The organism is Clostridium sp. UBA7503 (assembly GCF_002477055.1).
Taxonomy (GTDB): Bacteria; Bacillota; Clostridia; order Clostridiales; family Clostridiaceae; genus Clostridium_J; species Clostridium_J sulfidigenes.
Genome location: NZ_DLNT01000045.1, coordinates 258685 through 279927 on the forward strand (window position 1 = coordinate 258685; position 21243 = coordinate 279927).

Consider the following 21243-nt stretch of genomic DNA (forward strand, 5'->3'; position numbering starts at 1 on the left):
ACTACAGCATAGTTCTTTATAAAAATTACTTTTCACTTTTATACAAGTCTACATATTCTTTATAAACTACAGCTACTTTTTCTATATAGTTTACTGTTTCTTTAAATGGTATTGTATGAACTACTTCTCCATCCTTGGAATATCTAGGATCCTGAAGCCATTTACATACATTGCCTATGCCACCATTATAAGCTGCTAGCATTTCATTTGTATATTTAAGTTGATTTTTTAAGTAATTTAGATACCAACACCCCATTTCTATATTCACATCTTCATTCTTCAACATTTCTATAGAGAAGTTTTCTATATTTAATTGCCTAGCTATCCATTCTCCTGTACTTGGCATTATCTGCATTAATCCTACAGCTCCCATAGATGAAACAATATCCTTATCAAACCCACTTTCTGTTTTGATTATAGCTGCAACTAAATAAGGATCTAGTCCATAGATTTCACTATATGCTTCAATCTCTTCACTATATGGTACTTGTATATGATTCTCTACTATATCTTTTTCATTACTATCTACTTCCTTAATTTTTTCATTTTCATGTAAATTCATAAAATATAAATTAATACATATTCCTGCTATAAATAAAATAGCCGTTATACTAATAAACTTAAGATTTAACTGCTTTTCTTCTAATATTTCCATTATACCTCCACTATCAATGTATAACTTTATTATTTAAATTAGAATTCATGTATTAATTAGTATTTCACCTTTACCATAAAATAAACAAAAAGACTTTAAAATAAAAATTAATTTATTTTAAAGTCTTAATTACTCTGAAATAACCTTATACTAAAGTTTAAATTGTTCCATAAACTCTTTCATATTTTCTGTAAGTCCAAGTAATTTTTCTGCTGCATTTGCAACTTCATCACTAGAAGCTGTAAGTTCTTCTGTAGATGCAGCTATTAGTTGTGTATTTCCTGAAACCTCAGAAGATATTTGAGTTGAATTTTCTATATTTTCAGTAATAGAATTTTTTTCTTCTATAATTTCTTTAGAGCTAACTGCTACATGTTCTATTTTAGGTACCATATCTAAAACTAATACTGCAATATTTTTAAATGACTCTATAGCATTATCTACACTAATTAATCCGTTATTTAATTCACCATTTATTTTATTGCTTTTAATTTCTATAGTTTCACTCTCTTTAATAGCATTATTTATTACATTATAAATATTTTGTGTAGATTCCTTGCTTTGCTCTGCTAGCTTTCTAATTTCATCAGCTACTACTGAGAAACCTCTTCCAGCTTCTCCAGCTCTTGCAGCCTCTATAGCCGCATTTAGTGCTAGAAGATTTGTCTGTTCAAATATGCTATTAATAATTTCTGTTATTTCTGTTACAGTTTCCATACTAGATTTCATACTATATATAGAACTGTTAAACTCTTTAAAGGATTTACTTAACTCATTCATGGCCATGGCTAACTTTTCCATATCCTCATTACTCTTATCCGCTTTGCTATTAATATTTTCCGCCATATCACTAATATTATATATGTCACTAATATTAGTAGAAAGTTTATTATCGAATTCTTCTAGTTCTTTAGTTACATCTTCCAATTCTTCTGCCTGCCTTTGTGAGCTTGTAGCAGTTTCTTCTATACTTTCACTTATGCTTTGAGCTCCTGATACAAATTCTTCTGCCAAAGCAGCTAGAGATGAAGCCTCGCTTTCAATAACCATGGAACTATCTTTAACATTTAGAATCATTCCACCTATAATTTCCTTGCTTTTTTCTACAGCCGTATATATATCTTTGATTTCATCATTTTTCATTTTAACTATATTAGATTTAGTGAAATTACCCTTTGCCATATCTTCTACAATAGTACCTATTTTGCCTAATCTTTTAGTCATAGATTTAGCTACTACGTATCCAAATATTAGACCTATCACTATAAAAATAATACATACAATTACTACCTTTATTTGAAATTCTGGTATTTCTGCTAATAGCTCACTTCCACTTACTTCTACACCTACAGACCACCCTGTTGATTCTATAAATGCGAATCCAATATATTTTTCATCAGCACCTACTCTATACTCACCTGCTCCTCTTTCTCCCGATGTCATCTTTCCTGAAATCTGTTTCATATTTTCAGAACCATTTTTATCTTTCACTGTATCCAATAGTTTAGTTCCTATAAGTAATGAATCATTATGAGTTATTATATTTCCTTCCCTATTTATTAAATAAGCATTTCCACTTTTACCTATGGATACCTTTGATATTATTGCTGACAATTTACTAGCATCTAGATAAGCTATTAAAACACCTTTTATATTCCCATTTTCTTTTATTGGGGTACTTATAGCTATTTCTAGCATATTATCAGTTGTACCTAAGTATGGTTCACTAACAAATGTAAGTCCACTTAATGCATTTGAAAAATAGTCCTTATCACTAATATTAGTACTTTCTCCTGAAGTATCTATACAATTCCCTTCAGCATCTACTATAGCAATTTCTTTTAACTGTATTTTCTCAGCTATATTCTTTAATTTTGTTAACTTTTCTTTCTTATGTACTGTATCATCTACTAAAAAATCATTTATTGCTATTTGATTTACTATAACTCCATAACTATCTGTCAATTGATTTATTTCTCCTGCCATAGATGCAGCTACATTCTCTAGGAGACTTTTTGATTTGTCAGTAATAATTTTCTTATTCATATAAAGAGAAAAAGCAGATAGAAATGCTGCAACTAATACTATGATTACTGTAAAACTTAACATAAGTTGCATTCCTATTCCTCTAATCCTTTTCTGTTTTCCTTTTTTAGTATTTTTAATTTTCTTACTTTTCAGTTCATTTTTTACCCTTTTCTTGACCTTCATATCTTCCCCACCTTACTATATACAAAAAAAATTTATAGCTATATATACACTCTGTACATGGATATAATCGAAACAAAAAATAACATCCTTTACTACACAATATGGTACTTTTACTATTTTCTAAAAATAAATAATAATTTTAATATGAATTTAAGATTTGTATGATAAAATTAAATAAAAAAACGTAATATTATCTAAAAATTTGTAATTAAAGGGTGATGAATTATGAAATTATTATTAGTTGAAGATGAAATACACCTTGCGGAAGCTCTAAAAGAAATTCTCAGTAAAAATAAATATATAGTCGATAGTGTTTATGATGGTGAATCAGGTCTTGATTATGGTCTTTCAGGAATATATGATTTAATTATATTAGATATAATGCTACCCAAAGTTAATGGATTAGAGATTCTAAAGGAGCTAAGAGCTAATAATGTATCTACTCCTATTCTTCTTCTCACTGCTAAAGGTGAAATTCAAGATAAAGTTAAGGGATTAGACTATGGAGCAGATGATTACTTAGTAAAACCTTTCTCTCATGAAGAACTTCTTGCTAGATTAAGAGCTCTTAGTAGAAGAAAAGCTGAAGTTATAAATGATAATGCTCTTCATTTTAGTGACTTTTCCTTAAATCTATCTACCTATGAACTTGAAGGAAATAGTAACTCTGTCCGACTTACCTCAAAGGAATTTGAAATCCTAAAATACTTTATGGAAAGACCTATTTTAATAGTTACTAAAGATGATTTAATTACAAAGGTTTGGGGCTATGACTCTGATGCTGAATATAATAATATCGAGGTCTATATATCTTTTTTAAGAAAAAAATTATCCTATGTGGGCTCTAAATCCAAAATATCCACCCTTCGTGGTATTGGTTATAAATTGGAGGAGTAGTATGTTTAAAAAATTAAAATATAAATTTATTATGATAAATATGTCTCTTTTAACCTTTGTATTTTTTTGTATATTTGGAGTCATATACTTTATAACTTGGAATAGTGGAGAAAGACAAATTAACTTTTCTCTTAATGCACTAATCCATGAACCTAACAATAGTGGACCCAGTAAAGGTGGTCCCCTTAATAATGGTATACTAATAAATCTTGACCATAATTTAAACGTGATAAATATTATGACTCCATATAATGTTGATAAAGATATTCTTGTTGAATCAGCAGTTAACATTCTATCTACAGAGTCTTCATCAGGAGTTATAAAAATTGAAGATACTGATTTTGCATACTTAAAAAGCTTAGATCGTAAAATTAATAGAATTGCTTTAATAAATAAGTCACCTCAGCAAAATCTATTAAAAAACCTTTTGAAGACTTTTTTCATAACTGGCTTTATCAGTTTGATTATATTATTTACTATAAGCTATTACCTAGCTTATAAAACCATAGCGCCAATTAAAGAGGTATTTGAAAAACAAAAACAATTTATTGCAGATGCCTCCCATGAGCTTAGAACACCCATTGCCATTATTAAAACTAATTTAGCTTTAGTTTCATCTAATAAAGATAAAACTATTGAAAGTCAAGGCAAATGGATGAATTATATAGATCTACAAACTGATAGAATGTCTCATCTTATAGATGATATGCTTTCCTTAGCAAAGCTTGATGAAGATAAAAAAGTACTTAACCTACAGCCTATAAACATAAATAAAGTACTAGAAAATTTACTTATGTCCTTTGAAGCAGTTTTCTTTGAAAATAAAATAGAATTAGAAAACAATTTAAAGGATAACTTTTTTATAAATGGTGATTTAGAAGAAATTAAAAAGCTTTTTAATATTCTATTGGATAATGCTATTAAACACACTTTCCCAAATGGAACTATTGCCATCACTTCAAGTAAATTAAAATCTAAGATGGAAATCATTATTACTAATACTGGAGAAGGAATTCCTGATAAAGACCTAGAAAAAATTTTCGAAAGATTTTATCGTTCTGATGAGTCTAGACAACGAAAAACCGGTGGTTATGGTTTAGGCTTAGCTATTGCAAATGCCATAGTAATAAGTCATAAAGGAAAGATTTATGCCAGAAGTAATGTAGGAAAAGATACCTCCTTTATTATTGAACTTCCTATTTTAGAATGAAAGAATTTATAATAAAACACAGAAAAGTACTATAATCTAAATTATATAAATTTAAAAGCTATCTTAGATATATACTCTGAGATAGCTTTTAGTATTTTACACATGATATTTTTTTCTTTTAAACCTTAGCACTACTATTATTGCTGAAATGACTCCTAGAAAACATATACCATATATTATTAAATTAGATTTAATGTTTGTATAATTTGACGTATTTCCCCTCATATTATTTAGAGAATTTTCCCTATTAATATCACCTGGATTATTTCCTGGATTAAAGGTACCCTGAGGAGCTCCTTTTTCAGGATTATTATTCTCTTTTATATCTTGAGGAATATCCTTTCCCTCTCTATTACCTCCACCACCTTGACTACCAAGGGCAGATATATTTAAATTAGTAGCTATATTTCCAATAGAAGTAGAGGACTGGGATCCAGAAAGTTGAGCAGATATACTCTTAGCTCTGTCTACTCCATAGGTAATTAACTCAGGAATAGAAGCTACATATTCTTCGTAGGTATAAAAGGCTGTAGCATCATTTTTCACATAGTCACCAATTAAATTATCTATATTATTAATTGTTTCAGTAAATACTCCACTATTTACATAATCCTGAACTATTTCACTAAGGTACTCATGATATTTTTCTTTATACTCTTCTACTTCCAGAAGTTTTCCTATAAGTGGGCTACTTTCTAAACTATCACCTACAGGATTATCAATGGGAAAGTTTATAACATTACTTGCACTTCCTCCTTGAAATGCTCCAAAGGCTAAATTGTAATCCCAAGGAAGTATTGAACATATTCCATCCTGTTCATATAGATAATAATTATGTTTCATGTTTGATGCATAACTGTCTAAATTTACAACAAAAGTATTTACTGCAAAATATCTTAATATTTCATCTACATCTAAATATTTTTCTATTTCATAAATATCTTCATTGAGGCTTTTTATCATGGCTATTATTTTATCGTAGTCATCTTCATTTGTATAATCAAAAATCGCATTTCCAAATATAGTAGAATAGTTAGAATGCTTATCTCCAGAATATACTAAGTCTGCTCCACAAGTATTTCTTCCAATAGGTCCATTGATTTCTTTGCCTTGTTCCATAGGCATATTATTATTTGGCATATCCCCCTGTTCACCTTTTTGTGGTGAGTTGTTCATTTCTGGATTTGACGGTGGAGACATTAAATTTTCTTCATTATTAAGGTTAGGATTTTTCTTAGCAGTATCTGTTGTAGCTTTTGTTGTAGCATCATTTTTCACCTCCATATCAACTTTAGCCCCACCCATTCCTCCTGCCATATTAGTAGTTTCTGGTTTATATAAATTTCCAACTGTTGTTCCATAGTATCTTTCAATATAGCTTTCTTCCATAACCTCAAGGGCTAAGTATAAACCCCAAGGCTCTCCATTTAAGGTGATGCTAGCATACTGAAACGCTGGAGTATAAACTCCCATTTTGTTTAATAGATCATAGGAAAGATATTCTTTCATATAAGTTGTATCCTGCATCATATTATTTAATGCTAATTTCTCAAGACCTTTAAGAGTTTGTCCATGGATATATTCATCAAATTTAACTTTAAAACTATATCTATCCGTAGTATCATCATTAGCAATTTGTGATAATGTTGTATTTCCCTTAGCTCGAAGCCCAACATTATAGTATGTTTCTCCGTTAATAGTTATATTGGCACTATAATATTCTTCTTTCATAGCATTATCTGCTAGTTCATTCCAAAGTTTCTCATCTATATCTATATCAATTTCCATAATATCATCTTTGTTAAAAAGATTTGTTATATACTCTGGTTGGGTTGTTTTCTCTGTAGCATTTGCTTCATCTGTAGACATATCAATAGTTGCCATTACTCCAGCCAAGGCTAGACTTAATGTCATAATCATTGTTATAAAAATATTTATATACTTATTTGAAATCACTTCATACACCACCTAAATATTAAGACATGTATTCTCCGTTGTAACTTACTAACACTGCATTGTTTACTCCTGATATACTGCTAATTTCATTTACAAATTGAGTAGCCATTTCTTTTAATCTTATTTCTACTGTTAATTCAATATTGCTCCCTGCAGAAACGGTTTTAGACTTCACCACATATTTTTTAACATATTTATTAATATGCTCCATGGCATTATTTTCACTGCTATCTCCCTTGCAACTTACAACTAAGATATACGGATTATCAGTACTTTTCTTATTTGCAAACACCATAATTATAATTCCTATAAATGCTGAGCCAATTACCGCAAGAGGTATTAATCCTGCTCCTACAACAATTCCTACACTTATTGACCAAAATAAAAACGCAATATCCATAGGTTCTTTAACTGCTGTACGAAACCTTACAATTGATAAAGCACCAACCATACCAAGTGAAAGTACTACATTAGAAGTAATTGCAAGAATAATTAATGTTGTAACTAAACTCATTGCAATAAGTGAAATACCAAAACTTTCTGAGTACATTACGCCTTTAAAAGTTTTCTTATATACCAAAAATATGAATAGTCCAATAGCAAGCGCTAGTCCTAGGGCTATAGCTACATCTACAATTGAAAAACTAGATGCCTTTTCTAAAAAACTTGATTTTAAAATATCATTAAAACTTAGTGCTTTATCCATTTTTATCTCCTCCAAATAACTTAATTTTATTCATAAATTCTGCAAGCTGCATATTTTGAAAAAGCAGAGCTTTCTCTATCTTTTGTTTGAATTATATCTCTAATAATTTCTGGAAAAAACTCATCAAACTTAACCTCTAAAACTATAGGACTCCTTCCTGGCATTCCTATGGTAGCAAGGTTATCATTAAAAAAATTTTGTGAATATAAACCACTCTTAATATTACTATCAAAGGTAATTCTAATATTTCCTGGTTTGAATACATATGCTTCCCTTATATATTCAACTATAGTCTTAGGACGTAATAAATCATATTTCATCTTTGAGTATAACTCCGTTAAAATAGGCTCCTTATATTTAAATATGTCATCAATATTATTTTTAATTATATCTTCACATTGATTCATAGATATACTTGTTGCAATCTTACTGCATAATCCATTAACTTTACTTTTTTTCTCTAATTTTATAAAAGAATGGTTATCATTATAAATTCTTAATCTAAATTTTTCTCGATTATTTACTCCATTAATTTTTTCCATTAATGCCTTATTATTAATATTGTCAAAATATAGACTCTTTACAGTATAAGTACCCTTATCTCCTGCATTCTCATCTAACTGCGCAATATTTTTTAATCTGTTTTTAATTGCCAAATAGTCTGAAATATTTATTAAATGCTTTATCTCGTGTCTAAATTTAACTTGTTTCATATAAATCACCTCCTTGTGTCATATAGTACAATCCTATAATAAATTACTTAGCTTAAATTTATCTTAAATTTATTTTTATCTACATTACCTATATATTTAATTTTTAATCTTTATTTACCAATGATTGTCTGATAACATAAACTTGGCTAATAATAGATAATTTTGCACAAAAAAGAAGAGATAAAAAACTATCTCTCCTTCTTTATATTTTAAAGTCATCTTATAAAATCTTTAGTTAATTTAAGATTATAATAGATTCATTAATAAACATGCTAAACATATTATCAATAAAACATTATACATCCTTTTTTTATCTTGCTTCTTTAAAGTTTTTAGCTTCTGTTCTATACCCGGCAATAACTACTTTTCCCACATTTTCATTAATGTAGTATATATAGCCTATTAGAACTTAACTTACGTGTTCGGAATGGATACGGGTGTAGCCTCTAATAGTATACTCACCAGATTTATTATTATTATTTACCATTATTATAGATAATAATCATTAAATCTTTAAGTTTCTTTTATCTACTTATTTTAGTATAAATTTTTATTTATACTATCTACAAAATTATGTACATTTTTACTTATGATAAATTTCATGGAATAAGATTTTCCTTTTCCAGCTATAAAAATTTTATAACCAAGCTTTTCTTTATTAGCATCTACATATTCAATATCTTTATATTCTATAATATCATCATAAATCAAGAAAAATCTTTTACCACAAAATCTTATTTTTTTTATTAGTGGTTACCAGTACCCCTGTAATTGTGTTTTGTCTTCCATTTACAGTGCTTTCAAAAGCACCTTCCACACAATAACTTATAACTTCATCTTTAATAAGTCTCTCTTCAATTAGTTTTAACAATTTTTCTTGTCTAGTCATATCACTACTCCTCTTAAAATAATAGTCATCACTATATATATTAATATACAGTGATGACCATTTCTATATTTTTACTTGTTTATTTTAATATTTTATTTATAAATATTTACATTTAAGTTATTGATAATACTATAGTTTACCAGAAAAATCCACCAAATGGGCATATGCAGAATAATAGTATTAAAATTATCCACCAATCATCTCCGCTTGAGCATTGGTTATAGTTTGGATAACAATGGCATGGTGGACATGGTGGACATGGTTTTGGACATGGTGGACATGGTTTTGGGCATGGTGGACATGGTGGACATGGTTTTGGACATGGTGGACATGGTGGGCATGGTCTATGATGTGATGGCTTACAATCATGTCCCCAATTTCCATCTTTGCCTCTAAAGTACTCTTGTTCAAAATCTACTCCATCCGGTTGTCCATATCTGTAATCTTGAGCAAACATTTCTGCTGAATAGTCTTGTTCATTATAATTAAAAAATTCATTATTATTTAACATATTATATTCTCCCCACTTTTTAATCAGTTTTATAATAGTTTTAATCACTAAATATTTTATAGTAACTTATAGTATATAAAATATTTTGTTTAGAACTAATATATTGATGTGTATATATTAAGGACTAGCTTCAAAGCTGTTCTTAATAATATAATATGTAATCATAATAATTTTGTGATGTATACTTATAAAATTATTATAAATAAAATTACTATTATTAATACTCTATAGTAGATTAAAGTGATGAAATTTAAAGAGAATTTATATGAAGTGAAATTTTGCTCAAAATCTTTTATTAGTGTTATAAATACTCCAATATATTATTAAAATCTATATGAGCTTATTCTCTACTTAAATATTGCTCTATAAGCTTATATCATACTTGTCTGAATTAAATATTGGTAAATTTAATTTAAATCTTATAGATACAGCTCTGCATAATAATATTATTGTGAAGCATACCCAAAAAGTTACATCGTAATTCACTCCATAAAAGTTAAATAAGTAAAATACCGATGCTCCAAGTATTGATGCCACTGCATAAATCTCTCTTTTAAAAATCATTGGAGTATCCTGAACAAAAGTATCCCTTAAAATTCCACCTCCAACACCTGTAATTAATCCCATACAAACTACTAAAAATATATTACTATGGCCTTGCTTAAAAGCTAAATTTGCACCTAATATTGTAAATGTAGCAAGTCCAATTGAATCTAAAATTAATATTACTTTTTTTAAGATAGCTATTTGCTTTCTTCTATTAGCTATTTTAAGTATTTGTTCCTCACTCATATATTTATTCCCCTGAGATTCAGAAATAATTTCTTTTCTTTTAGATGTAGTGTACATAGTAGATAGTTTGGGATATCCGTAAAAAGCCATTATAGATACCACTATACTTATAATAAAATAATTAGGATTTATAAAAGCAGCTGGTGGTGTTTGTCCTAAGGTTATATCTCTAAATATTCCACCCCCTATAGCTGTAATAATCCCTAAAAATATAACTCCAAATAAGTCTAATTTCTTTTGCATTCCTACTAAAGCTCCAGAAATTGCAAATGCAACTGTTCCAACAACTTCAAAAACAATTAATAGCATAATTGTATTCCCCTTTCTATTTTTATGTAATAATATTACAATTTAATATTTTACAATATAAAAGGAGTAAAAAACATAATTAATAAATGCTTTTTACCCCCTGTCCTTTTATCTGAAAGATTCCCTATAAAGGTTGCTTCGTTGATGCTCTTTAATTATTAATGTAAAGAGTCTCTCCAGGGTTATGTCCTGCTATTGTATTCAACCTGAAAGTTTCAAGTTAATTAAAAGCTTGTAATTAACTCTTTCTCCTACGGTTACTTAGTCTTTTAAAAAATTAAGTATCTTCAATAACATTCATCCATACAATATTAAGTTTAATTTTCTTCCTTACTTAATTTATATGAATTTTTCATATAAATCAAGATATTTTATAATATTAAATACTAGTTTGATTATCTATACGATTTCAAAATTTAAAAGCAATATATTATATTCCTGTAATTTTCAATAGGGCTTTTCATACTTAGAACTCGTTGTCCTTTAGGCGCAATGTTTATCCAGGAACCTAGCTCCTCTTTACTGTCACTTTGAAAGATATAGAAATAAGAGCTTGTAATTACCCTATAAAAAAACACCTTATAAAATAAGGTGTTTTGGTGGCTCACCGGGGGATCGAACCCCGGACACCATGATTAAAAGTCATGTGCTCTACCGACTGAGCTAGTGAACCAAACTACCTGGCAATAACCTATCCTTCCACACAGCCTCCCGTGCAGTACTTTTGGCTCTTTGAAGCTTAACCATCGTGTTCGGCATGGTTACGGGTGTTACCTTCAAGATATTCTTACCAGATAAGTACATAGATATTATAATTATCTTTATACTTCCACAAACTAAATAAGTTTGTCTTTAATGAAGAATTTTTTAATTCCTCATTAGTATTGCGATAATACTACTAACTTAGTTGTTGATATACGGATATTGCTCATATAGAAAAAGTCTGCAATATCATCGCCCATTTAAGAAAACAACTGTTTTCTTTATCATCAATACTTTCAATGACTTTTATCATTTTACTCGATTATTTATCTCATGTCAATAATATTATATATATTTTTACTCATTCTTCTGGCTATATATATTTTGCCATAGTTGAAATCACATGTAAAATGAATATATATATAGTCTATTTAATATACTTAATATATGAATTTTAAATTTACAAGGAGTATTTTATGGAGGATATAAGTAAAATAGCTACTAGCATAGACAATTTAACAGCGCTAATATCGTCTAGCCTTGATAAAATAAATGAAAGTTCTTCTGAATCTGCTTCTGATCCCAATACTATACTATCCATTAAAAGTGAGTTGCTTTCTTTAACTGAAATTACTACTAGCCTAAATGTACTAAGAACTCAACTTAACCTATTGACACTTAATGATTATGAAGCCTTATATGTGGCTAATTGTATATCACCTTTGCTTCAAATATTAGCTCAACTTTCTAATACTTCCTATCTAACTATAGGCACAACGCAATTATTAAATAATTCTACTACCACTAAAAGAAAAACTTCTAAATTGAAAAAAGCTGAAAAAACCGCCTATAAAATTTTAGAACAGGTTAACTGTCTATATCCTGTATTAGAATGTAGAATATATAACCTTATTAATAACATATGCAATTGTGAGGATAAATAAAAACACATGGAGTTATTTTCAAATTCACCCCATGTGTTTTTATTTTATTTACTTTGCTCTCCAAGAAGTTCCTTCTTTACTATCTAACACTTCTATATTCATATCTAATAGCTGTGCTCTAATTTCATCTGATCTTTTATAGTTTTTTTCTTTTCTTGCAATATTTCTTTCTTCAATAAGATGATTTATTAGTTTCTCATCCACTTCAATAGCTTCTTTTTCAATAGTCATTAAATTAAGTGAGAAAACTTTATCAAAATCTTCAATTAAAAAGGCTTTCTCTTTATTATTTAATTCACCATCTTTTATAACCTCATTAAGCACTGTAAATGCATTGGCTATATTTAAATCATCACTTATTTGAGCCTTAAACTTTTCTTGATATGTGCTAATAAGTTCTTTATTCATATTATAGGTTTCATCAATATTAGTTAATATAGTTCCTATTTTTTTCTTTAATGCCTTATAACCATTTTGAGCATCTTTTAGACTTTCAAAACTAAATACCAGTTGTTTTCTGTACTTAGATTGTAAGCAGAAATATCTATAATCTAAGGGACTAAATCCTTCTTCTTCAAGTTTAGATACTGTTAAAAAGTCTCCACTTGATTTAGACATTTTGCCACCATCTAATACTAAGAATTCTCCATGAACCCAATAATTTACCCATTTATGACCTAAAGCTGCTTCTGATTGAGCAATCTCATTTGTATGATGTACTGGTATATGGTCTATTCCACCACAGTGAATATCAATATTCTCACCTAAGTATTTAATACTCATGGTAGAGCACTCTAAGTGCCATCCTGGAAATCCTCTACCCCAAGGAGAATCCCATTGCATTATTTGATTGGAAAATTTAGAATTTGTAAACCATAGTACAAAATCTAAAGGATTCTTCTTATTTGGATCTATTTCTATTCTACTACCAGCTTCTAACTCATCTATACTGAGATTTGCTAACTTTGTATAATCTTCAAATTTATCTATTTCAAAATATACATTTCCATTTGATTCATATGTGTAACCACGGTCTTCAAGCTTTTGAACAAATTTAATCATATCCTCTATGTGTTCTGTTGCTCTACATACCACTGTTGGTCTTTTTACATTTAACTTTTTACAATCTTCAAAAAAAGCATCTTCATAAAATTTTGCGATTTCCCATACTGTTTTATGCTCACGACTTGCACCTAAAGCCATTTTATCTTCACCTTCATCTCCGTCTGATTGAAGATGACCTACATCTGTTACATTCATAACATGCTTAACTTTATAACCTACATATTCCAAGGATTTTTTTAATGCATCCTCAAATATATAAGTTCTTAAGTTTCCTATATGGGCATAATTGTAGACAGTAGGGCCACAAGTATACATTCCAACTTTATTTTTATTGGCAGGAATAAATTCTTCTTTATTTCTAGTCATGGTGTTGTATAAATAAAAACTCATCTCATGTCTCCTTTACATATTTCTTATAACTAATATTTTAATGATAATTACTGTTCTGTAACTTATAAATTATCTATATAATATATGCTTAACTATATTTATACTTTACATAACATTAAACCGTTCTTATTCTAAATCATATTAATATAAAATATAAAAAGCTACAGAACCAACTGTAGCTTAAATAACGATTAAAATTCATATCAATTATTAATTGCATTATTATAGCTCAGTAGTATCTTGTTAAATTATATATATGTTACTACAGCAACAACAACATCTACACATAATAATGCTCTCCTTTAAAATAATTTATATTTAAATTTTATCATATAATAATAATTTTACAAGTTATATGTATAAATAACCCTACAATTTATTAAAAATTTCTCAACAACTAAAACCTTTACAAGTTTTAAAGAGGATTTTATATTATTCTAAAGAATAACTATATATATTATGTAACTATATTATAATAGGTGGTGATTATATGTCTATAGATATATACGTTAATGGAAATGTTATATCCTTGGATAACAATAAAGTTTATGAAGCCTTTGCTGTGAGAAATGGAAAGTTTCTAGCAGTAGGATGTAACAAAGACTTGCTGTCATTATTTTCCAAAGAAGATTGTAAAATTACAGATTTAAAAGGCAATACTGTAGTTCCAGGTTTTAATGATGCTCATATGCATCTACTNNATTTCAAAAGACTGCAGTAAGTCTAAATAACATATCCTCCATAGATGAAATGATTAGTGTTGTGAAGTCATATATTAATAAAAACAATATTCTAAAGGATACATACATAATTTCTAGAGGCTGGAATGATAACTACTTTAAAGAACAGCGACTTCCTAATAGATATGATCTGGATAAAATCTCCTATGACCATCCAATTATATTTTCTAGAATATGCGGTCACATAGGGGTAATTAACTCAAAAGCTATTGAGCTCTTAGGTATAGATAAAATGAAAGAAAATCCTACTGGTGGTGCTATAGATAGAGAAAATGGAGTTCCTACTGGAATTCTTCGTGAAAATGCTTTAAATCTTGCACTTAGTAAGGTTCCTCCCACTTCTGTGGAAGAGATAAAAACGTCTCTACGTAGTACCTTTGATGACTTAATTAAATGTGGCATAACCTCTGTTCAAACCGAAGACTTAACTCACTGTAGAAGTTTACCTAATTTAATTCAAAGTTATAGAGAGTTAGAAGAAGAAGGCAACCTCTCTGTAAGAATAACTCTTCAACTCTGCCTTAATACTGATGAATTATTAGAGGAAGCTAATAGTTTTGGTTTGAAGTCAAAGGTAGGTAGTGATTTTCTTAAGGTTGGAGGTCTTAAGCTTTTTCAAGATGGCTCTTTAGGTGCTCGTACTGCAGCTATGATAGACAACTATGAGGATACTCCTGATAATGGTATTAGTATTTATTCTCAAGAGGATTTAGATAGTTTCGTTACTAAAGGTTTTGAACAAGGGTTTCAAATTATTATTCATGGTATTGGAGATAGAGCTTGTGATATGATATTAAATTCCTATGAAAAAATCTCTAAAGATACTGAGGATAATCTTAGACCTGTTATAGTTCACTGTCAATTTACTAATGAGGATTTATTAAATAGATTCAAGGAGCTCAATGTAGTAGCTAATGTACAACCAGCCTTTATTATGAGTGATTATCCTATAGTTGAAAAAGCTGTAGGCAAAAATAGAACTAAAAGTAGTTATGCCTTTAATTCTATGGTACAGAAAGGTATTCCTGTAGCCTTTAGCTCTGATGCTCCTATTGAAAGTTTTAATATAATCGAGGGAATCCATGGAGCTGTGAACAGAACAGATTTAAATAATAAACCTGAAGGTGGCTTTAATATTGATGAAGGTGTTACTGCTTTAGATGCTTTAAAAGCATATACTACAGGGCCTAGTTACATGTCTTTTGATGAGGATGTAAAGGGTAAAATTAAAGTAAATTATCTAGCTGATTTTGTAGTTTTATCTCAAGATATAACTGCTGTATCTAAAAATAAAATTAAAGAAACCAAAATTTTAGAAACCTATGTTAATGGAGTAAAAGTTTTATAACATATTTATAAAAAATAAAGAAAAGGATGTAAGTATTCAATTATACATGCATCCTTTTCTTTATCTAGTTCAATTATATTTTTACTTACTATTAGAATTATTTTTAACTCTATTAGGTTTTGCCTTTGGTCTTATTACTATATCATTTTTATTACTCTTAGGTTTATTATAAGCAGCCTTTGCAATTTTATTTTGAGTCTTAGACATGAAGCCACACAAATCCCAAAACCATAGAAATAATATAACAAATATACCTGGTATTACATAATTTGTTACTAACACTGGTAATGTTGTAAATACTAGTGGTGGCACTACAAACACAATAAAAGCCATTATAAGTACTAACCACTTGTTTATTTTTATTTTGTCAAATACAAATTTCTTTAGTAAAGCATATATACCTAATACTATAATTGAAAATAATAAAATACTTCCTAAAAATATTAATACATTTTTCATAAAATTCCTTCTTTCAAATATATTGTAACTAAATAGTATTATAATATATATATCTATAAAAATGTACTTACTATAACAGATTTTTAATATGTTCACAAAATATTAATAATAGGATTTTTTATGATTTTTTGTTTAAAATTTAAAACTAATGGTAATACTATCAACTGTAATCTATTTAAAAGGAGATGTTTTTATGAAAGTATTAGACTCAATTGCACTAATTTTAGTTATTGTTGGTGCGGTAAACTGGGGCCTAATAGGATTATTCCAATTTGACTTAGTTGCAATTTTATTTGCAGGTTCTAGTGCCTTCGGTGCTATAAGCACATTTAGTAGAATTGTTTATGCTATAGTAGGATTAGCAGGTCTTTATGCTATATCATTCTTTGCAAAGAGTAAATATACTGATGTGGAATAATTTCCAAAGCCGCAATTGCGGCTTTTTTATTTTATAATTTTATATGATTTGTTTTATTTTTAATTTATAATAGTTTAGATAGGTTTGTAATAGCATAATATAATTTAAATAAATTTTTTAACTTATATAAAAATGCTCCATGCTTAAACATCCTATGAAAAATTTAGCTGAGGTGTTATAAAATGATAAAATATATTTCTTATAATGTTAGAAAATGCAGTATATATGAATTATTAAAGTATTATACTCCTGCGATAGTAAATAAATACTGCGAAAGCTGTAATAAATTTAATAAAGTATGGTCTTGTCCTCCACTCTCCTTTAATGATTTAGAATATGTTTCTAAGTACAAATATTGTTATATAATTAGTGGTAAAACCTATATAGACCAAATTCCAAAGGAAGATCTAAATAATATTGTTACCTACTCTCTAAGTAAATATAGTGATATAAGTAATAGCACTGATGAATTTACTAATACTTTTAATAATCTTTATTATAGTTTTAGAGAATTTAATGATGATAAAATACTATCCTTAGAATCTTATTATAATGACAGTATTGCACTATTTTCTGGAAGATGCCTAATTTGCAACAACTGTTCTCGTAGTAATAATATGCCTTGTATATTCCCAAGGAAATTAAGATATTCATTAGAAGGTCTTGGTTTTGATGTATGTGGAATAGTGGAAAATATTATTAATGATAAAATTCAATGGAGCAGTAACTCAACACCAGAATATGTAACCTGTGTTTCTGGATTGCTTTCAAATTTAGATATTTCTGAAAAAAAGATTTTGAAAATATTACATAGTAACTAGAACTTAATATTCTATTTCTAGTATTTAAACTTACCTCTTTGATAATAATAAAATTAATAAATAAAAATATTAAAGAGGAGGTTTTTCTTTGTTTAAATGTGTAAAGAAAGAAAATCATTACTGTAATTTAGTAAATGGTCAATGGATGACCACTGAAAATACTATAGATATTTTTTCTCCTAGTGATAACTCATTAATAGGTACTATACCTCAAATGAGTCAAGACGATGTGGATAAAATAATAAGGTTTGCTAAAGAAAGTCAAAATTCCTGGAGTGATGTGCCTGTAAGTAAGCGTTCTGAAATCTTACATAAAGCAGCAACTTTGCTTGAAGAAAATTGTGATGAATTATCTAAAGTTCTTATGATGGAAATAGGCAAAGATATTAATTCCTCTATTTCTGAAGTAAAGCGTACTGCAGATTTTATAAGATTTACTGCAGATGCTGGGAAAAACTTAGAAGGAGAAACAATAGCTGCTGATACTTTCCCAGGATTTAAAAAAAATAAGATGAGTCTAGTTCAAAGAGTACCTATAGGCTTAGTTCTTGCTATATCACCTTTTAACTATCCAATTAATCTATCAGCTTCTAAGATTGCCCCTGCCTTAGTTGGTGGTAATAGTGTTATTCTTAAACCTCCTACACAAGGTGCTGTAAGTGCTCTTCATCTTATTAGGATATTTCAAGAAGCAGGTGTTCCTGATGGAGTAATAAATTCTGTTACTGGTAAATCTTCTGAAATAGGTGACTATCTGGTTACTAATGACAATATAAACTTTATCAACTTTACAGGTTCTACAGAAGTAGGTAAACATATAGCTAAAATTGCTGGTATGGTACCTATGATTATGGAGCTAGGTGGAAAGGATGCAGCCATTGTACTAAAAGATGCTGATTTAGATGATACAGCTAGAGAAATTGTTTCAGGTGCATATAGTTATTCTGGTCAAAGATGTACAGCTATTAAACGTGTATTAGTTACAGAAGATGTTGCCGATGAATTATCCTCTAAAATCTTGAAGCAAGTAAAAAAACTTACCATAGGTACTCCTGAATCTGGAGCTAAAATCACTCCTTTAATTGATAAAAAATCTGCTGATTTTGTTGAAGAGCTTATTCAAGATGCTTTAAATAAAGGTGCAAAATTGCTATATGGTAATAAGCGAGAGGGTAACTTATTACACCCAACTCTTTTTGATATGGTAACTAGTGATATGCGTATTGCCTGGGAAGAACCTTTTGGTCCTGTACTACCTATAATTAGAGTGAAGGATAAAGATGAAGCAATTGAAATTGCTAATAAGTCTCAATATGGACTTCAATCTAGTGTGTTTACAAGAAATATTAATGATGCCTTCTATGTAGCTAATAAATTAGAGGTGGGGGCTGTTCAAATAAATAATAAATCTGAAAGAGGACCAGATCACTTCCCATTCTCTGGTGTTAAAGCTTCAGGTATGGGTACTCAAGGTATAAAATATAGTATTGAAGCTATGACTAGACTTAAATCCATAGTATTAACCATAGACTAAATTTAGCTTAATAGAAAGCTTCAAAGAAATTTTCTTTGAAGCTTTCTATTTATATATTCTCATCTTGCGGTTTTGCTATTATCTCTCTACATATCTCAGATAAATTGGCTTTTTCCTCTTTACTCAAGTCCTCCATATAAATTGGTTTATGGAAAATAATTTGAGCTCTTAAATCTTCAGGCTCTCCCTCTAACCCCTTATAGGTTCCATTTACCGTAATTGGTATCACTGGTACATTAGCCTTAACTGCAAGTTTTAGACTTCCCTTTTTAAAATCACCTACACCCCTGTCTCTATTTCTTGTACCTTCTGGAAATATAAGCATAGATCTGCCACTTTTTATTATTTCTATAGCTTCAAGGATTGCCTTTAAACCTTCCCGTCCGTTTTCTCTATCTAAAAATACACATCCTAATTCCTTCATCCAATATGATATAACTGGTACTTTCTTCATTTCAATTTTAGCCACAGCTCCTGCAGTATCTTTTATATTCATCATTATTACAGGTATATCTAGCATACTTTGGTGATTTGAAACATAAACACATGTTTGATTTAATAAGTTTTCACTACCTACAACATGAACTTTTAATTCAGAATATTTAATTGTAGCAGTAGCCCAGTCCTTCTCTAAATTATATAAGTATTCTTCCCTTTTTTCTTCTGTTAATTTATTTTTACATATTGAATATGTAATTCTTTTAATGGCAATTTCAAGCATTTTAAAAGAAAATTTTATTCCAAATCTTAATTTCCTCAACTAATTCACGTCCTTTTTTGATGTTTACATTTAATTATATCAATAATATGTATTCTGGTGAAGTATATGCTGAAATTTTGTCAATACTTTATATATGACGTATATTATTTAAGGAGGTATCATGAAAAGTTTTTTTAAAAGAAATAAAACTCTGTGTATATTATCTATAATATTTTTTGTCTCCTTTTTCTTACTAGGTTATACTAGCAAAGATAATATTAACTCTAAATTGAAAGATTCAGAAACTAGGATACATTTTATAAATGTTGGTCAAGGAGATTCTATTCTCATTGAGAACAATAATTATAACATTTTAATAGATAGTGGACCAAATAGCGCTAAAGACACTTTAATTTCTTATCTTAAAAAATATAAAATTAAGAAATTAGATTACCTTATTGCATCTCATCCTCACGAAGATCATATTGGTTCTATGGATGATATAGTTAATAAATTTTATATAGAAGAGTTTATTATGCCTAAAGTTTTAACCACAGATAAGAATTTTTCAAACTTAGTAAACGCACTTAAAAGTAAAGAACTTACAATTAAATCTATTAATGACAATCTTAAAATTCAACTCTCAGAGGATAATTATATAGATTTTCTATGGACTGGTGATATATCCGATGATAATTTAAACAATCATTCTATAGTAATAAAATATATAAATAAAAATACCTCATTTTTGTTTACTGGAGATATGGAAGAAGAAGTTGAAAATATTTTATTATCTAGTGAAAAATCTTTAGAATCTACTGTATTAAAAGTAGCACACCATGGAAGTAAGACCTCATCTTCCAAAGGATTTTTATCTAAAGTAAATCCTAGAATAGCTGTAATAAGTTGTGGCATGGGAAATGATTTTGGTCATCCTCATAAAAACACTTTGAAAGCATTGGAAAATCTAAATTCTAAAATACTTAGGACTGATATAAATGGCAATGTTATAATAAAAACAAATAATGATAAATTAATGATATACACGGAATTTAAGGATAGCTAATATTAAATTAAAAGTAACAAATATAGCTATTGATTCAATATTAGCTATATTTCTTACTTCTTAAATAGATTATCAAAAAATAAAAAAAGCCCTACTTTGTAAGACTAAAAATGGCTCCGCGAAGAGGATTCGAACCTCCAACCTATCGGTTAACAGCCGAGTGCTCCACCGTTGAGCTATCGCGGAATATTGACCTGGCAACAACCT

General features: G+C 28.6%; 20 protein-coding genes, 2 tRNA genes, 2 rRNA genes and 1 riboswitch. Of the genes, 8 read left to right on the plus strand and 16 right to left on the minus strand.

Annotation, left to right across the window (positions count from 1 at the left end; genetic code table 11):
- Positions 1-25 precede the first annotated feature (25 nt).
- Positions 26-655 (minus strand): lytic transglycosylase domain-containing protein, encoded by a 630-nt coding sequence (locus B3630_RS13200; RefSeq protein WP_346898888.1) that lies wholly within the window; start codon positions 653-655, stop codon positions 26-28.
- A gap of 150 nt (positions 656-805) precedes the next feature.
- Entirely contained in the window at positions 806-2866 is a 2061-nt protein-coding gene (locus tag B3630_RS13205; RefSeq protein WP_346898890.1) for a methyl-accepting chemotaxis protein, read from the minus strand.
- A 225-nt stretch (positions 2867-3091) separates the two neighbouring features.
- On the opposite strand from B3630_RS13205, the gene B3630_RS13210 reads away from it, so the two are divergent.
- Entirely contained in the window at positions 3092-3763 is a 672-nt protein-coding gene (locus tag B3630_RS13210) for a response regulator transcription factor (RefSeq protein ID WP_346898892.1), read from the plus strand.
- A 1-nt stretch (position 3764) separates the two neighbouring features.
- Positions 3765-4973 carry a HAMP domain-containing sensor histidine kinase gene (locus B3630_RS13215; protein WP_346898894.1) on the plus strand — a complete coding sequence of 403 codons (1209 nt, stop codon included), beginning with the start codon at positions 3765-3767 and terminating at the stop codon, positions 4971-4973.
- A 96-nt stretch (positions 4974-5069) separates the two neighbouring features.
- Here the strand turns inward: B3630_RS13215 and B3630_RS13220 are convergent, their stop codons facing one another.
- The 10 genes from B3630_RS13220 to rrf (B3630_RS13265) form a co-directional block, all read right to left on the minus strand.
- Positions 5070-6929, minus strand: a complete 1860-nt coding sequence (locus tag B3630_RS13220) for a CotH kinase family protein (protein ID WP_346898896.1) — start codon at positions 6927-6929, stop codon at positions 5070-5072.
- Between the two features lie 19 nt (positions 6930-6948).
- A complete protein-coding gene (locus tag B3630_RS13225; protein WP_346898898.1) occupies positions 6949-7635 on the minus strand; it encodes a DUF4956 domain-containing protein in 687 nt (228 codons plus the stop codon).
- 26 nt (positions 7636-7661) lie between these two features.
- On the minus strand, positions 7662-8348 hold the full coding sequence (locus B3630_RS13230; protein ID WP_346898900.1) for a polyphosphate polymerase domain-containing protein: 687 nt from the start codon (positions 8346-8348) through the stop codon (positions 7662-7664).
- A 348-nt stretch (positions 8349-8696) separates the two neighbouring features.
- Positions 8697-8814 (minus strand): 5S ribosomal RNA (rrf, locus tag B3630_RS13235).
- A gap of 71 nt (positions 8815-8885) precedes the next feature.
- A complete protein-coding gene (locus B3630_RS13240) occupies positions 8886-9059 on the minus strand; it encodes a PH domain-containing protein (RefSeq protein ID WP_346898902.1) in 174 nt (57 codons plus the stop codon).
- A 10-nt stretch (positions 9060-9069) separates the two neighbouring features.
- Positions 9070-9237, minus strand: coding sequence for a hypothetical protein (locus B3630_RS13245; protein WP_346898904.1), 168 nt, complete (start codon positions 9235-9237; stop codon positions 9070-9072).
- Between the two features lie 136 nt (positions 9238-9373).
- Positions 9374-9748, minus strand: a complete 375-nt coding sequence (locus tag B3630_RS13250) for a hypothetical protein (RefSeq protein ID WP_346898906.1) — start codon at positions 9746-9748, stop codon at positions 9374-9376.
- Positions 9749-10111: 363 nt separating this feature from the next.
- Positions 10112-10849, minus strand: a complete 738-nt coding sequence (locus B3630_RS13255) for a trimeric intracellular cation channel family protein (RefSeq protein ID WP_346898908.1) — start codon at positions 10847-10849, stop codon at positions 10112-10114.
- Positions 10850-10939: 90 nt separating this feature from the next.
- A riboswitch (glycine riboswitch) is annotated at positions 10940-11039 on the minus strand.
- 407 nt (positions 11040-11446) lie between these two features.
- Positions 11447-11522 (minus strand) — tRNA-Lys (locus tag B3630_RS13260).
- A gap of 5 nt (positions 11523-11527) precedes the next feature.
- Positions 11528-11644 (minus strand): 5S ribosomal RNA (rrf, locus tag B3630_RS13265).
- 383 nt (positions 11645-12027) lie between these two features.
- Between rrf (B3630_RS13265) and B3630_RS13270 the strand changes: the two genes are divergently transcribed.
- Positions 12028-12495 (plus strand): hypothetical protein, encoded by a 468-nt coding sequence (locus B3630_RS13270; protein ID WP_346898910.1) that lies wholly within the window; start codon positions 12028-12030, stop codon positions 12493-12495.
- A gap of 48 nt (positions 12496-12543) precedes the next feature.
- On the opposite strand, the gene cysS is transcribed toward B3630_RS13270, so the two are convergent.
- Positions 12544-13950 (minus strand): cysteine--tRNA ligase, encoded by a 1407-nt coding sequence (cysS, locus tag B3630_RS13275; protein ID WP_346898912.1) that lies wholly within the window; start codon positions 13948-13950, stop codon positions 12544-12546.
- A 732-nt stretch (positions 13951-14682) separates the two neighbouring features.
- On the opposite strand from cysS, the gene B3630_RS13280 reads away from it, so the two are divergent.
- Complete coding sequence (locus B3630_RS13280; RefSeq protein WP_346898936.1) at positions 14683-16038, plus strand: amidohydrolase; 1356 nt, start codon at positions 14683-14685, stop codon at positions 16036-16038.
- An 81-nt stretch (positions 16039-16119) separates the two neighbouring features.
- Here B3630_RS13280 and B3630_RS13285 read toward each other — a convergent pair whose 3' ends face one another.
- Positions 16120-16497 (minus strand): hypothetical protein, encoded by a 378-nt coding sequence (locus tag B3630_RS13285; protein WP_346869158.1) that lies wholly within the window; start codon positions 16495-16497, stop codon positions 16120-16122.
- Positions 16498-16690: 193 nt separating this feature from the next.
- On the opposite strand from B3630_RS13285, the gene B3630_RS13290 reads away from it, so the two are divergent.
- The 3 genes from B3630_RS13290 (at position 16691) to B3630_RS13300 (ending at position 19270) form a co-directional block, all read left to right on the plus strand.
- Positions 16691-16915 (plus strand): DUF378 domain-containing protein, encoded by a 225-nt coding sequence (locus B3630_RS13290; RefSeq protein ID WP_035134290.1) that lies wholly within the window; start codon positions 16691-16693, stop codon positions 16913-16915.
- 182 nt (positions 16916-17097) lie between these two features.
- Positions 17098-17736 (plus strand): DUF2284 domain-containing protein, encoded by a 639-nt coding sequence (locus B3630_RS13295; protein WP_346898914.1) that lies wholly within the window; start codon positions 17098-17100, stop codon positions 17734-17736.
- Between the two features lie 88 nt (positions 17737-17824).
- Complete coding sequence (locus B3630_RS13300; protein WP_346898916.1) at positions 17825-19270, plus strand: NADP-dependent glyceraldehyde-3-phosphate dehydrogenase; 1446 nt, start codon at positions 17825-17827, stop codon at positions 19268-19270.
- Between the two features lie 49 nt (positions 19271-19319).
- Here the strand turns inward: B3630_RS13300 and B3630_RS13305 are convergent, their stop codons facing one another.
- Positions 19320-20030, minus strand: a complete 711-nt coding sequence (locus B3630_RS13305; RefSeq protein ID WP_346898918.1) for a lysophospholipid acyltransferase family protein — start codon at positions 20028-20030, stop codon at positions 19320-19322.
- Positions 20031-20151: 121 nt separating this feature from the next.
- Between B3630_RS13305 and B3630_RS13310 the strand changes: the two genes are divergently transcribed.
- Positions 20152-21036, plus strand: a complete 885-nt coding sequence (locus B3630_RS13310) for a ComEC/Rec2 family competence protein (RefSeq protein WP_346898920.1) — start codon at positions 20152-20154, stop codon at positions 21034-21036.
- 111 nt (positions 21037-21147) lie between these two features.
- Here B3630_RS13310 and B3630_RS13315 read toward each other — a convergent pair.
- A tRNA-Asn gene (locus tag B3630_RS13315) sits at positions 21148-21222 on the minus strand.
- Between the last annotated feature and the right edge of the window lie 21 nt (positions 21223-21243).